13 protein-coding genes are annotated in these 14311 nt (G+C 35.3%); all 13 read right to left on the reverse strand.

Annotated features, from left to right (window positions below; genetic code table 11):
• Positions 1-16: 16 nt before the first annotated feature.
• Complete coding sequence (ftsH, locus tag B4W83_RS09555; protein ID WP_000744568.1) at positions 17-1975, reverse strand: ATP-dependent zinc metalloprotease FtsH; 1959 nt, start codon at positions 1973-1975, stop codon at positions 17-19.
• Between the two features lie 15 nt (positions 1976-1990).
• Positions 1991-2533: a hypoxanthine phosphoribosyltransferase gene (gene hpt, locus B4W83_RS09560; protein ID WP_000892174.1), complete on the reverse strand. Its 543-nt coding sequence runs from the start codon at positions 2531-2533 to the stop codon at positions 1991-1993.
• Positions 2534-2537: 4 nt separating this feature from the next.
• A complete protein-coding gene (gene tilS / locus B4W83_RS09565) occupies positions 2538-3815 on the reverse strand; it encodes a tRNA lysidine(34) synthetase TilS (RefSeq protein ID WP_001209061.1) in 1278 nt (425 codons plus the stop codon).
• Positions 3812-5080: a serine hydrolase gene (locus B4W83_RS09570; protein WP_001224762.1), complete on the reverse strand. Its 1269-nt coding sequence runs from the start codon at positions 5078-5080 to the stop codon at positions 3812-3814. The genes tilS and B4W83_RS09570 overlap by 4 nt, the downstream gene beginning before the upstream one ends.
• On the reverse strand, positions 5073-5195 hold the full coding sequence (locus B4W83_RS13715; RefSeq protein ID WP_000429334.1) for an SP_0009 family protein: 123 nt from the start codon (positions 5193-5195) through the stop codon (positions 5073-5075). Before B4W83_RS13715 ends, B4W83_RS09570 begins: the two co-directional genes overlap by 8 nt.
• A gap of 4 nt (positions 5196-5199) precedes the next feature.
• Positions 5200-5568, reverse strand: a complete 369-nt coding sequence (locus B4W83_RS09575; protein WP_000041914.1) for a septum formation initiator family protein — start codon at positions 5566-5568, stop codon at positions 5200-5202.
• Positions 5561-5827 (reverse strand): RNA-binding S4 domain-containing protein, encoded by a 267-nt coding sequence (locus tag B4W83_RS09580; protein ID WP_001234978.1) that lies wholly within the window; start codon positions 5825-5827, stop codon positions 5561-5563. Before B4W83_RS09580 ends, B4W83_RS09575 begins: the two co-directional genes overlap by 8 nt.
• Before the next feature lie 57 nt (positions 5828-5884).
• A complete protein-coding gene (gene mfd, locus B4W83_RS09585; protein WP_000258137.1) occupies positions 5885-9394 on the reverse strand; it encodes a transcription-repair coupling factor in 3510 nt (1169 codons plus the stop codon).
• Entirely contained in the window at positions 9395-9964 is a 570-nt protein-coding gene (pth, locus tag B4W83_RS09590) for an aminoacyl-tRNA hydrolase (RefSeq protein WP_000163917.1), read from the reverse strand. It abuts the gene before it with no gap.
• Between the two features lie 71 nt (positions 9965-10035).
• Positions 10036-11151 carry a redox-regulated ATPase YchF gene (gene ychF, locus B4W83_RS09595; RefSeq protein WP_001218715.1) on the reverse strand — a complete coding sequence of 372 codons (1116 nt, stop codon included), beginning with the start codon at positions 11149-11151 and terminating at the stop codon, positions 10036-10038.
• Between the two features lie 83 nt (positions 11152-11234).
• Positions 11235-11429: a DUF951 domain-containing protein gene (locus tag B4W83_RS09600; RefSeq protein ID WP_000285186.1), complete on the reverse strand. Its 195-nt coding sequence runs from the start codon at positions 11427-11429 to the stop codon at positions 11235-11237.
• Between the two features lie 64 nt (positions 11430-11493).
• Positions 11494-12630 carry a DNA polymerase III subunit beta gene (gene dnaN / locus B4W83_RS09605; protein ID WP_000581169.1) on the reverse strand — a complete coding sequence of 379 codons (1137 nt, stop codon included), beginning with the start codon at positions 12628-12630 and terminating at the stop codon, positions 11494-11496.
• Between the two features lie 158 nt (positions 12631-12788).
• Positions 12789-14150 carry a chromosomal replication initiator protein DnaA gene (gene dnaA / locus B4W83_RS09610; protein ID WP_000660614.1) on the reverse strand — a complete coding sequence of 454 codons (1362 nt, stop codon included), beginning with the start codon at positions 14148-14150 and terminating at the stop codon, positions 12789-12791.
• Positions 14151-14311: the final 161 nt, after the last annotated feature.

Raw genomic sequence — 14311 nt, forward strand, 5'->3', positions numbered from 1 at the left:
CTTGCCTCTCTTTGGGTTATTTTTCATCATTCATTTTTGACTTTACTTCATCATAAGATAATGCATGAGATTCCTCTTCTACTGCTTCAGGCATCTTTCCTGTTTCATAGAGAGATTTAATTTGTGTACTATCCAATGTTTCGTATTTCAATAGTGCTTCTGCAATCAACTTGTGAGTTTCACGATTTGACTGAATAATTTCAGCAGCTTTATTTCGTGCTTCATTCAATAATAAACGAACCTCTTCGTCAATTTCATAAGCTGTTTGTTCTGAAATTGATTTTTGAGGACTCTGTGCACCAAACATAGCATGATTTCCTTCATATTGTACTGGGCCAAGTTTTTCACTCATACCGTACTCTGTAACCATTGCACGCGCCATTTGTGTCGCCTGTTCAAAGTCGTTTGAAGCTCCTGTAGTTTGGACATTAAAGATAATTTCTTCAGCTACACGTCCACCCATTAAGCCAGCCAATTGCTCTTTCATATCTTCTTTAGATAGAAGCATTTGATCTTCTTTAGGAAGTGCAATCATGTATCCGCCTGCACGGCCTCTTGGTACAATTGTAACCTTATGAACAACGCGGGCATTCGATAAGACTAGGCCAACAATGGTATGTCCTGCCTCATGGTAGGCAACCAATTCACGTTCTTTTTGTGAAACTGTCTTATCTTTCTTAGAAGGTCCAGCAATCACTCTATCTTCTGCTTCATCAATATCTGAAGCATCAATTATCGATTTATTGCGACGAGCAGCAACCAAGGCTGCTTCATTCAAGACATTCTCTAAATCAGCACCAACAAAGCCTGGAGTTTGTTGAGCCACTAATTTCAAATCAACATCTTCTGCTAAAGGCTTGTTCTTAGCATGAACTTTCAAGATTGCTTCACGACCTTTAACATCAGGGCGACCAACCAATACTTTTCTATCAAAACGTCCTGGACGTAAAAGGGCAGGGTCTAGTACATCTGAACGGTTTGTCGCAGCAATGACGATAATCCCTTCATTTCCCTCAAAACCATCCATCTCAATCAAGAGTTGGTTCAAGGTTTGCTCACGTTCATCATTTCCTCCACCGAGGCCGACACCACGTTGGCGACCAACAGCATCAATTTCATCGATAAAGATGATAGCTGGCGCTGCTTTTTTGGCATCTTCAAAAAGAGAACGAACACGACTAGCTCCAACTCCGACAAACATTTCTACAAAATCAGAACCTGAGATACTCAAGAATGGAACACCTGCTTCTCCGGCGACTGCTTTAGCAAGCAAAGTTTTACCTGTTCCCGGAGGTCCCTCCAGAAGGACACCTGCTGGAATACGAGCCCCAAGTTTTGTAAATCGTTTTGGATCTTTTAAGAATTCAACAACTTCAACTAGTTCTTGTTTTTCTTCCTCAGCTCCAGCAACATCTGAAAATCTTACTTTAATATCTTCTTTATTTGCAGCTTTAGCCTTACTACGTCCAAAACTCATTGGATTACGGCCATTTCCTCCTCCCATATTTCCCATCATAGAGAATAGGAAGAAGAATAGAATTCCAAATGGCACAATGGATACGAGTAGATTAATCCACATACCACTTGAACTTTCATGCTTAACAGTTACTTCTGCTTTATGGTCAGTAGCAAGTTTTTGCAATTCTGATACGGTAGTATCTGCAGGAAGAATAGTGCTGGTAAATTTCTCTACCTTAGTAACAGATGGCGTGAAAAACTGAATGCCTGTTTCTTCTCTACTTGTTTTAGGATTTTTATAAACACCCGAAACTTCGATAACACTGCCATTTGGTTGGTAGGTTAATTCTTTTACATTGTCATCGGTAATTTCTTTTACCAATTCTGTATAATTAATTTGCTCACTTTTCCCTGCAACACTACCTGTACTAAAATACTGGTAAGCTGTAACTAGGAAAAAAATAAGTAATAACCATAGAAATGGATTTTTAATTAAACCATTATTTTGTTTTTTCATTAAAAATTATTCTTTCTAATTTGAATACACGTCTTCTTTCAATACTCCAACATAAGGAAGATTACGATAATTTTCTTTGTAGTCTAAACCATAACCTACTACAAACTCATTTGGGATAGTAAAGCAGGTATAGTCTGCCTCAATTTCTACAACACGTCCTTCTGGTTTATCCAACAAGGTTGCAATCTTAACAGAAGCTGCTTCTCTTGCAATAAACATATCTCGCAAATTCTTCAAAGTTTGACCTGTATCAATGATATCTTCTACAAATAGAACATGTCTTCCTTTGATATCTTGAGTCACATCTTGTTTAATATTGATAACACCACTACTTGCTGTTCCACCATGGTAGCTAGAAACCATCATGAAGTCCATTTCAATATGTGTATCAATATGTTTAACCAATTCAGCCATAAAAGGAATAGATCCTTTTAAAATCCCGACTAAGATTGGATTTTTTCCTGCATAGTCTTTAGTGAGTTGAGCACCTAATTTTTTAGCAGCTTCTGTAATTTCATCGTGTGAAACGAGAATTTTTTTAATATCGTTTTCTAACATTTTTTTACCTATCTATTTTTTCTATATAAAGTACAGTGTTCATTATATCATTTTTCGTGTTTTTACTCAAATTACTGGTCGCAATTCCCAAAATTGAGACAATTTCACCAAATTGCTCAATAATCAGAGCAGATTTTCGCTTTTCCATAGGGATTTTCAAATCGATAAATAGACGTCTGAGTTTTTTTCTATGTCCATTTTGAATCAAAACATCTCCTGTTTTTCGATGACGAATGTGTATGGATGTTTCGCGTGAAACAGGTATTTGTTGAATTGATTCACCTTCTAAAGGAATTCCAAAGGAAAATGTGTATCCTTGATAAGATACCTGATTTTGATAGTGTAACACAAGTTCATCTTCCTTTTCATCAGCCTGCGGACTGATTTTACAAATCTGAAACTGTTGGTACTCTTTTATCAATTCATAACCATTTTTAAGCGGATGACGATACTGGCTTTTAGTTTTTAAAATTTGTCTAACTTCTTCAAACTGAGCTTTTGTAAGCTTCAAATCTGGAAAACGATTCAGATAAGTTTGAAGTAAAACTCTTTGTGTCGACTCAGAGTAAGACAATAGCTGATCTAAATTTTCTACATCAATATTGTTAGATAATTCAGCTATAGCTAAGTCATAATCTAAAATTTCATTTCCGATACTTAAGATTGCATCTCTAAATCGAGGATTTTCTTTTTCTAATTCTGGTAAATAAGCGTTTCGAATACGATTGCGAAAATAATGATTTTCCTGATTTGATGTATCTTCAAAGTGAAAAATTGATGGAAAGTCTTTTTTCTGAAAATGCAAGAAGGGACGAATGATTTCTATCTCTCCTACTACTTGCTTCTCCTTAATTCCTGATAGATAGCGCAAACGAGTGCCTCGAATCAAACGCATCAAAATCGTTTCCACCTGGTCATCAGCATGGTGGGCAGTAACTAAAGCTGTCGCACCTGTCTTTTTCATGACCTCTTGAAAAAAATCATAACGAAAATGTCGAGCACGCGCTTCTGAAAATTCTCCTGAAAAATCGCTGATATAAATAGGAAGCTCTGCTTCAGCAGCTAACTTCCTTAATTCCTGTTCTTCCCAATCTGATTCTACTCTCTGCTTATGATTCACATGAGCTAAGATCAATTCAATTTCTAACTCTTTTTGATAAGTAGACAATACCTTAAATAGAAACATAGAATCTAATCCACCAGAAAGAGCTAGCACCACCTTAGTATGCTTTTTAAAATATCCTCTCTTGAGAAAATGATTTAAAAAATCTTGTTCCCTCATTTTAGAACCTCATAAACATCCTTGGCTATCTGAGAAATTGTATCATAATCAGAATTCTTAGTGAAAATAGAAAGAATAAATGGAGAATCTGCGTAGACAACACCCGTATCATGCTTAAATTCGTCCGCATCCCCAATTTTATGAGCGACCTTCACAGAAACACCTTTGGCAATTCGCTGATTATCAAAATCTGTTTTAGTCAAAGACTCTAGCACAAATCCATTTTGATTATAAATGGCTTCCATAATCTTCCCAGCCATCTTGGAAGAAATCAATTTTTCTTTTAGATCCCAATCATCTCCCATAATGGCAGACATCTTGGATTTGAATGTGGCATCAGATTGGTTTGAAATGTAATAACCCAATAGATTATGAGCTACATTATCCGATTCTTTTGATACTTTTGTGATTAAGTCCTTGAGAGAATACTCTTTATTATCCTCTTTTTTAGGAAGACTACCACTTCCTTCTGGTTTATAAGAACCTGGAAAATCATTGACTGCTGATACGTATTTTACAGTCGTATCTAACTGATAAAGACCCTCATTTATTTTTTCTTGCGCATAATAGAGATAAGGGAGTTTCAAAATACTAGCTGCATACATCTTTTCATCTTGATTGATACCAGCTTCTTTTCCATTAGTCAGTTGCTTAACATAAATAGAGAATGAATTCTTCTGATATTTTTCAGATAACATTTCTTGAACTTTACTCATCCGATTATCTTCTTCAGAAGTTGATTCCTTATCTACCCATCCAGCCTGATCAATATGTAGAAATTCTTTTCCTTCTACAAACATGGTCTTATCGATTGATACTTGCGAATAAGCTGATGAGGATGATTTCACTTCTTTTAAATCATAAGGGCTATTATACAGTTTAAAGTCAGATTCTAACCATACTTGTTTTATTGTTGGAGTCACCTCTGACTGATCATATAAAAATCGTTTGTCTGCAGCAATAAATTGATGGTTGGATAGCTTAAATACCGGAATTCCTTGTTTATTTAAACGCCACTCGGTTATTTGAAAACTTGTTTTGGGAGTTAATTTTCCAGATTCCACTACTAAATCTTCATTCGCATAAACAGGAACCTCTCCATAAACCATAGGAGAACTTAATTTTTCTCTAAAATAAATACCAAAGTCAGATTGTGAAAGGTAATAAATTTCTTTCGAAGTATAGACGACTTCTTTTTCTGTGCTAACAACTTTTGAAATGGTCAAAAAACTTGGTAGCAACAAAATAATTAAGAATTTACGCATTCTTCCTTTCCTTTTCTTCTTGTAAACGCAATAATTGATTTTTATCAGCCAATTCTTCCAGCTTTTCATCTGACAAACTCAAAAATTGCTCTATTACGTCTAGTAAATTTTCCATTTTATCACCTTTGAAGCAAGTCAGGAATCGTATAAACTATTTCCCTCGACTTAGAATAATAGTACTTCGCTCGTGTATATTTGGCAGCATAATCCTCATCTTTCAACTTGGTAGCAAATGCTGTCTCCTTATCCTTTTCATCACTCAAAGTTTGATACTGAGTTTGCAATTCTGATAATTGCTGACGTCGTTGGAGTAATTGCTGATAACTCTGCGCTAAATTAAAAGTTGGCAAGATAAATAATAGCATAATCAAAATCAATACCCACCCCATAAAACGATTCCGTTTTTGTCGTTCTTTCATCAGGTAGCGACGACGTTGATATTCATTTTGGATAAAAGAATTATTCAATTGTACGATATTTTTAGACATTTTCTTCTACCCGTGTTTCACTGATAATTTCATACATGCCTGCTGCATCTTCTTTTTTTGTACTATCTTTCATCTCTAGTACTTTGACAAGTAGCAACTTATTGCCAAAGCGAATTTCAACTTGGTCATTAACTTTCAAGTCCGTTGAACTTTTGGCCAAGATTCCATTCACCTTGATTCTACCTTTATCTGCTACTTCCTTTGCGACTGTACGACGCTTGATAATTCGCGATACTTTTAAATATTTATCTAATCTCATCCTTATTACCTCAATTTATTATTGTACCATTTTTATCTATTTTATAGAAGAAAAATATCAAATGGAATTTTCTTTCTTAGACTCTTTTATCTCTAGTAAACTTTCTCCAAAAATCATCAGTCCTTCTAAAATTTCATAATCCTTCTTATTTCGAACATCAAATACAAGCTCCATTGATCCCTTATTCTCAGCGATGCCTGCTTTTAAGTTCGTTGCGGATAAAGATTTAAAATAATCTTGAGCTAAAAACAGTCGTTGAGTGACTTTTTCAAATTGAATTGTAATTTTATTATCTTTTCTTTCCACACGTTGAACAAAGACCTTGTCCAAATATGACTTGACTAAACCAATCTCTAAAAGATAAGCAACTACATCTGGGTATTCTCCAAAACGGTCTATCAACTCCTCTTGTAACTCTTCATAATTGACACGGCTGTCAATTTGACGAATTTTCTTGTAAATTTCAATCTTATGTCGTTGGTCAGAAATATAAGTATCAGGAAGATAGGCATCAATTTGCAAAATCAACTCAGCATTCCCTTTGGTTCTTGTGTTAGCGTTAGCATTACCGTTTCGTTTAGCAATAGCTTCCTCTAGTAACTGTGAATACAATTCAAAACCAACAGAATCAATGAAACCAGACTGGGATTTTCCTAGGAGATTCCCTGCTCCACGAATCGAAAGATCTCGCATAGCAATCTTAAATCCAGAGCCCAATTCTGTAAATCCTTTGATTGCCTCTAATCTCTTTTCAGAGACTTCACTGATTGATTTTTCTGGACGATACATGAGATAGGCATAAGCAATACGATTACTACGACCGACTCTTCCTCTTAACTGATACAAGGTTGACAAACCCATATGGTCCGCATTTTCAATAAACAAAGTATTGGCATTTGGAATGTCCACCCCTGTCTCAATAATGGTAGTCGTCACCAAGATATCGTATTGTCCCTCAATAAAGTCTAGTAGAGTATTTTCCAACTGGATTTCACTCATTCTACCATGAAAATAACCAATCGAAGCCTCTGGAATCAACTCCTGTAATTCTGAAACCTTCTGGTCAATCGTGTCAACTTTGTTGTAAAGGTAGTAAACTTGACCTCCACGCTCCATTTCACGCAAAACAGCATCACGAATGACACTATCATTCTTTTCCAAAACATATGTCTGAACAGGATAACGATTAGTCGGCGGAGTTTCAATAACAGACAAATCTCTGATTCCCAACATAGACATATGGAGGGTACGAGGGATTGGAGTAGCGGTCAAAGTTAGGACATCCACTTGTTTCTTCAACTCTTTCAAGGTTTCCTTGTGCTTGACACCAAATCGTTGTTCTTCATCAATAATCATCAAGCCCAAATCAGCAAACACAACATCTTTTGACAAAACACGATGGGTTCCAATCAAAATATCAACTTGACCGTTTTTTAATTTTTCAAGTGTTTCAGTCTGCTCTTTTTTACTTCTAAAGCGACTCAATACATCAATATTAACTGCAAAATTTTGGAATCGTTCCTTAAAATTTGTATAGTGCTGTTGCGCTAAAACCGTCGTCGGAACTAAGACGACAGCCTGTTTGTGATCATTGACTGCCTTAAAGGCTGCACGCATAGCAACTTCAGTCTTTCCAAAACCAACATCCCCAACTAAAAGTCTATCCATTGGCTGAGAAGCCTGCATATCTCTCTTGATTTCCTCAATACTACGAAGTTGATCATCCGTTTCAACATAAGGGAAAGCATCATCAAAGGCATCTTGATCTTCATTATCAGCTGAAAAAGCAAAACCCTTCAACTGGTTACGTTCAGAGTAGAGTTTAATTAAATCGTCAGCTATATCCTCTACCTGGTTCTTAACCTTTTGCTTGGCCTTTTTAAAATGACCGTCATTTAATTTATTGAGCTTTGGAGCTTTCCCATCACTTGAAACATATTTAGACAGTAGATGAATCTGTTCTACTGGGATAGAGATTTGATCCCCGTTTTGGTATTGAACACTAACATAATCACGGTGAATCCCCTTGATTTCAATTGTTTCAATTCCTAGATATTGACCAATCCCATGAATATGGTGAACAACGTAATCTCCTTTTTCAAGTTCATTGTAATCTTTTAATCTCTCTGCGTTTGAAACATGCTGTCTTCGAAAACGACGTTTCAATTTCTTTTGAAAAATCTCATGTTCAGTTATCAATAAAATCTTTTCATCTACAAAATGAAAACCATGTATTAGGTTACTCTCAATTAAGTTTACAGATTGTTGATAGATTCTTGACTTATCTCTGGAATCCAATTTAATCTGATATTCCTCTAACATATCCTCCAATGTTTTACTTCCCATTGAATTGCTAGATTGCAGGATAATAGTGTAATCCATTTTTTTGTATCGTTCAATTTCTTCTTTTAAAAAAGAAAATTGATTGAAAAACTCCTGCATAGGATATTGATTAAATTGATAAATTTGGTCAAACTTGAGATTTCCTAGTCCCTTTTGAAGATTAGAGAAAAAAGTCACCGGACTTTGTTTTTTATAGATTTGTTCAATATCAGCAAAATACTGCATATCAGAAAATGCTTTACTATTCTGTAATTCTTCTGTAAAGTACTGCGCTAATTCTCTTTCAAAGACTTCATACTGATTCATCAATTTTTGATAATCATCAAAGAATATTGGTATGTTTTTTTCAATATAATCAAATACAGTCCATGTCTTATCATAGCATAAAGATAAAAATTTCCGTGAATCAGAATGCATTTGTTTTTGGTGAAAACTTGAAAGAATTTCTTCTAAGTATGATTTTAAAATAGGTGATAACGTTCTTGAAATCTGTTTTTCTAAAGCTGACTGACCTCGTTGATAATCATTTTCTCTCAAAAGTATGTCGCTAGCTGGAAAGATTGTGAGTTCTGTCTTATTTTCTTTCGATAATTGTGTTTCTACTTCAAATGACCTGATACCATCAATTTCATCACCAAAAAACTCAATTCGGCAAGGTTCTAACTGGGATATTTCAAAAATATCTAAAATATCTCCTCGCAGACTAAATTCGCCTTGAGTTTGTACTTGTGTAACTTTTCGATAGCCAATTTCCTTTAACTGATGGATAAGCGCGTGTTGATCATATTCTTCACCAAGTGAGATTTTTACAATACTATCTTTGAATACATTGGGAGACGGTAAAATCAATCGACTTGCTGCGATATTACAAACTAAAATCCCTCTCTTAGATGAATCAGTCAAAAAACGCAAGGCTTCAACCCGTGAAATGATTTTTTCTTGTGAAGACATCAAAAACTCCACCATAGGAGTATCATCTACCAAAAATGGATAGACAAGTTCCTCACCCAAGATAGATAGAAGATCACTAACAAGTCCTTCTGCTTCTCCATAAGTTGACGTCAACAATACAATCTTATCTTCTTTTTCTAAACTGCTTGCAATTGCAAGAGACTTAGTAGACGTTGATAAACCAAGTATCAGTTGTCTTTTCTTATCTGTTAAATTTTGATGCCATTTTTTGATCTGATTATTTTCTGAGAATAAATCTAATAAGGTCACCATTTATCCATTATACCTCTGCATTGTTTTCTCAAAATTTTTCTCTTGTAAATAGTAGTTTACAGAATCGTCAACCTTGTCAATAGACTGTAAAATACCGATATAATCATCCCTGTCAAAGGTACTCAAAACATGGTGAACAACTGACATACCATTTTTAGGTCTCCCAATTCCAATCTTAACACGGTTAAAGACCTGAGTTCCAATATGTTGAATAATAGACTTAATACCATTGTGACCACCTGCTGAGCCCTTTGCTCTTAAACGAATCTTTCCAACTTCCATGTCAAGGTCATCGTAAATGATAAGTAAATCTTCAATATCCAAACCATAGTAAGTCAATAAAGCATGAACTGCTTTTCCACTTTCATTCATAAAGGTCGTTGGTTTAACCAGATAAATTTTTTCTCCATTGAAGAAAAAGGATGCTAGGTCTGCTTGAAATATCTTATCGTGTGTAAAAGTGACATTTTGTTTTTTCGCTAGTTGGTCAATCAACATGAAACCAACATTGTGTTTTGTTTCAAAATATTTATCCCCTGGATTTCCCAAGCCTACAAGTAATTTGGTCATTTATTTTTCCTTTCAAAAGCCAAAAGGGTTGGAATTTTTTTCCAACCTAATTGACACCATTTATTAATTTTTTAGACATTAAAGCGGAATTCCATGATATCGCCATCTTGAACGATATATTCTTTTCCTTCTTCACGCAAGCGTCCAGCTTCTTTTACGGCCTTTTCAGATCCGTATTTCACTAAATCCTCATATGACATGGTTACTGCACGAATAAATCCTTTTTCAAAGTCTGAGTGGATAATCCCAGCTGCTTGAGGAGCCTTCATACTACGTTTGAAAGTCCAAGCGCGAACTTCTTTTTCACCAGCTGTGAAGTAAGTTCCCAATCCAAGCAAGTGGTAAGCTGCACGCGTCAACTTATCTACACCTGATTCTGTCAAACCAATGGCTTCAAGAAACTCTTTTTTATCTTCATCGTCCAATTCAGAAATTTCTTCCTCAGCACGCGCAGAAATGACGACTACTTCAGCATTTTCTGTCGCTGCAAATTCACGAATTTGTTTGACATAGTTGATAGAGTCAGGTTCTGAAACCACATCCTCGTCAACATTAGCAACATAGAGCACTGGTTTAGTCGTCAAAAGGAAAAGACCTTTTACAACCTTTTGTTCCTCATCTGTAAATTCAATAGTTCGAGCTGATTTCCCATCTTCAAGGACTGGTTTAATCTTTTGAAGAACATTAAACTCAGCTACTGATTCTTTATCTTTTTGCGTACGTGCCATCTTTTCTACACGCGCATATCGTTTGTTCACCGATTCTAAGTCAGCAAGAATCAATTCTAGGTTAATGGTGTCAATATCGGCAAGTGGATCTACAAAGGCGTCTTCACGTCCTTGCTCGCGCATCACATTTTCATCATCAAAAGCACGAACTACGTGAACAATCGCATCTACTTCACGAATATTGGCCAAGAATTTATTCCCTAGCCCTTCTCCTTTTGAAGCTCCTTTTACAATCCCTGCAATATCTGTAAATTCAAATGTTGTTGGCACTGTCTTTTTAGGAGTAATCATTTCAGTTAGTTTTTGTAGGCGTTCATCTGGAACTTCAACCATTCCAACGTTTGGATCAATCGTCGCAAATGGGTAGTTTGCTGCCTCTGCTCCTGCTTTTGTAATTGCATTAAATAGTGTTGATTTACCAACGTTTGGCAAACCAACGATACCTGCTGTCAAAGCCATATTTCTCATTCTCCGTTTTCATTTCAATCCCTAATATTATAACACAAAAAGGGAAAACTTGCTAACCCTCTAACTAAGGGTTCTCAGTCAATAATTTTATTCATTTTTCGATCAAAATCATAGCGTCCCATCATGACAACATGGTCACAATTACTGCATTTGATTTTGATATCTGCTCCTACACGTGTAATTTCCCAACGATTAGCTTTTTTTCCTGTTGACTTGATGGTGCAAGCATGTGGTTTTTTCATTTCAACAAAATTTCCAACTTGATACATACTATTCTCCTTTTCTTTTTCGATTATATCATAAAAGAGGCGAGCTAAGCTCAACCTCTTTCACTTAATTTGTACGAACTGGTGTAATGAGCTGCATGAAGTCTTCGTCAGTATCTGCTGGCACAAGAGTAAATGGACGAACAGCTGAGATAAAGCTAATGGTAACCTTTTCGCTATTTAAAGCTTTAAGAGAATCAATTAAGTAAGTTGGGTTGAAACTAATGGTCAAATCTTCACCAGTAACCTGATTAGTATCGATTTCTTCGTTTACTTTACCAACTTCTGGAGAGTGAACATGGGCGCTAACAATACCACCTTTAATTTCAAGTTTCACAGTACCATTTTGAGTCGCACTTGATAAAAGACGAGCACGCTCCATTGACTGGCGTAAGTTTACCACATCAAAAGTAATAGTAGTGTTAAAGTCTGTTGGAATCAAGCGATCTGTATCAGGATAGTTTCCTTCTAGGAGACGAGTATAGAAGCTAATATTTTCGCTTCTAAAGAGGATTTGGTTATTGGCAAAGAAAATCTCTACAGTTTCGATATCATCTGTAAATACCACTGAAAATTCGCGTAGAGAACGGCTAGGAATCACGACATCAAAATCATCACTATTTTTCTCAAGCATTAATTTTTTCTGGCTTAGACGATGAGAGTCTGTTGCCACTGTTTTTAGCTCCTTATGCTGACTCAATACAAAATGAACACCTGTTAAAATTGGACGACTTTCTTGTGTACTTGCAGCAAAAGCTGTTTCATTGATAATTTTCTTGAGCAATTTTGTTTCAAGAACCAAAGGAGTGCTTGCTGAAATTTCTTGGATTCGTGGATACTGTTCACTATCTTTTCCTTTTAAGGTAATTTCTGATTTGCCGCTGGTTAAAACAATTTGATTTTGTTCAATTTCTTTAAAATCAAGAGTTACATCAGGTAGGCTAGATACCACATTGATAAAGAAAGAAGCTTCAAGAAGGATCGAACCTAAAGAAGTAATTAATAGACCAGCATCTTCATTTTTTTGAGAAATAAAATTTTCAATTGAAATTTGACCATTTGAACCAATTAAAGTAACACCTTCATTGGTCACGTCAATTTTGACAGTTGATAAAATAGGAATGGCATTTTTAGAACTAATAGCTCTTTTAGTTGTATTTAAGGCTTGTAGAAATAAATTTTTATTAATTGAAAAATGAATCATGGATTCTCCTTTATTTATTTTTAGTATTAGAAGGATAATAGTAATAATAGAGTCTGTGAAATCTGTGGAAAACAGACTTTAAACAAGTCATATCAAGTTTTTTGGCTTGTTTAAAAAATGTGGATAAAAAAGATAATAAAGTAAAAGTTATCCACAACTTATTTGATTTTCTTTTTGATTGATTCAATTTCTAAGCGTAAATTATCGTCTTCATCAATCAAAGATTTAATTTTAGCATGGGCATGAATAACTGTTGTATGATCTTTTCCACCAAATTCCTTCCCAATTTTTGGAAGACTATTATCTGTTAGTTCTCTAGATAAATACATGGCTACTTGACGGGCTAACACAATGTTTTGAAGGCGTCTGCTTCCCTTCATTTCTTTGACACTAACTCCATAGAAGTTACCAACTTCATTTTGGATTTTGTCAATTGGGATGACGAGCATTTGGCTAACATCTTGTTTTCGAGCTCTAATAGCTTCTGCAGCAATATCAATAGTGATATCCTTGATATTTTTTACTCTGGCAATTAAAGTGATGTCGTTTATGGCTCCCTCAAGATCTCGAACATTTGAATCAAATTGCCCAGCTAGGTATTCTAGAGTATCACTTTGGAAATTGTAGCCTAAATGTTCCGTTTTACTTTGTAAAATGGCAATGCGTGTTTCAAAGTCAGGGGGTGTGATAGTTTGTGTCAATCCCCAACTAAAGCGCGTGACAAGCCTCTCCTCGAGCCCTTCTAAATGTTTTGGACTACGATCACTGGTTAGGACAATCTGTTTTTGCTTGTCATGAAGGGCGTTAAAGGTATTGAAAAATTCTTCCTGAGTTGCGACTTTTTTTCCGCTGAGTGACTGGATATCATCGATTAACAAAAGATCAAGACTACGATAGGTTTTTTTAAATTTTTCCATTTCCCCAAGTCTTAGGTGATCAAGAAAGTCATTAATAAAGCTTTCAGCAGGTATGTATTTGACACGTGCATTTGGAATATTTTTTAGAATTTCATTTCCAATAGCGTTTAATAAGTGAGTCTTACCAAGGCCTGGTCCTCCATAGATAAAAAGAGGGTTATAGGTCAGAGCCAAATCTTCAGAGACAGCTAAAGCGGCTGATACAGCCCAAACATTTCCATCCCCTTGAATAAAGTTATCAAAGGTATACTTTTCTTTTAATCCCGTATCTGAATAAGGAATAGATACTAACTTTGGATTATAGTCATAAAGAGTTAAATTTGTAGCTTCTTCAACTTGTGAGCTAGTCGTATCTTGAGGTTTGGTGAAAATATAGTGGGGAGTTATTTCAGCGTCATAAATTTCAAAACCAGCTACTACAATAATATCTTTTAGTTGTTTTTCCCAGACCATTTCCATTTCAGAGCGAGGTAGAAATATAGTGGCAACATTTTCCTCTACCTTGATGAGTTCAGCTTGAATAGCATAGAAATCATACATGGATCGAGTCAGTCTTTCTTGTGCAAATTCTAATATACGATTCCAAAATTGTTTTTCTTTCAATCTTTTCTCCTCCTTTACTATTTAAAAGTTTAATACTAGAGATATTTTACCATAGATAGCAAGAATTTTCCACAAGCTGTGAAAAATAATCCACAATGTTACCAAACTTTATCCACAGGTTGGGGATAAAAGAAAAAATTATTGATTTATTAAGCTTTTTA

The organism is Streptococcus pseudopneumoniae ATCC BAA-960 = CCUG 49455 (assembly GCF_002087075.1).
Classification (GTDB): Bacteria; Bacillota; Bacilli; order Lactobacillales; family Streptococcaceae; genus Streptococcus; species Streptococcus pseudopneumoniae.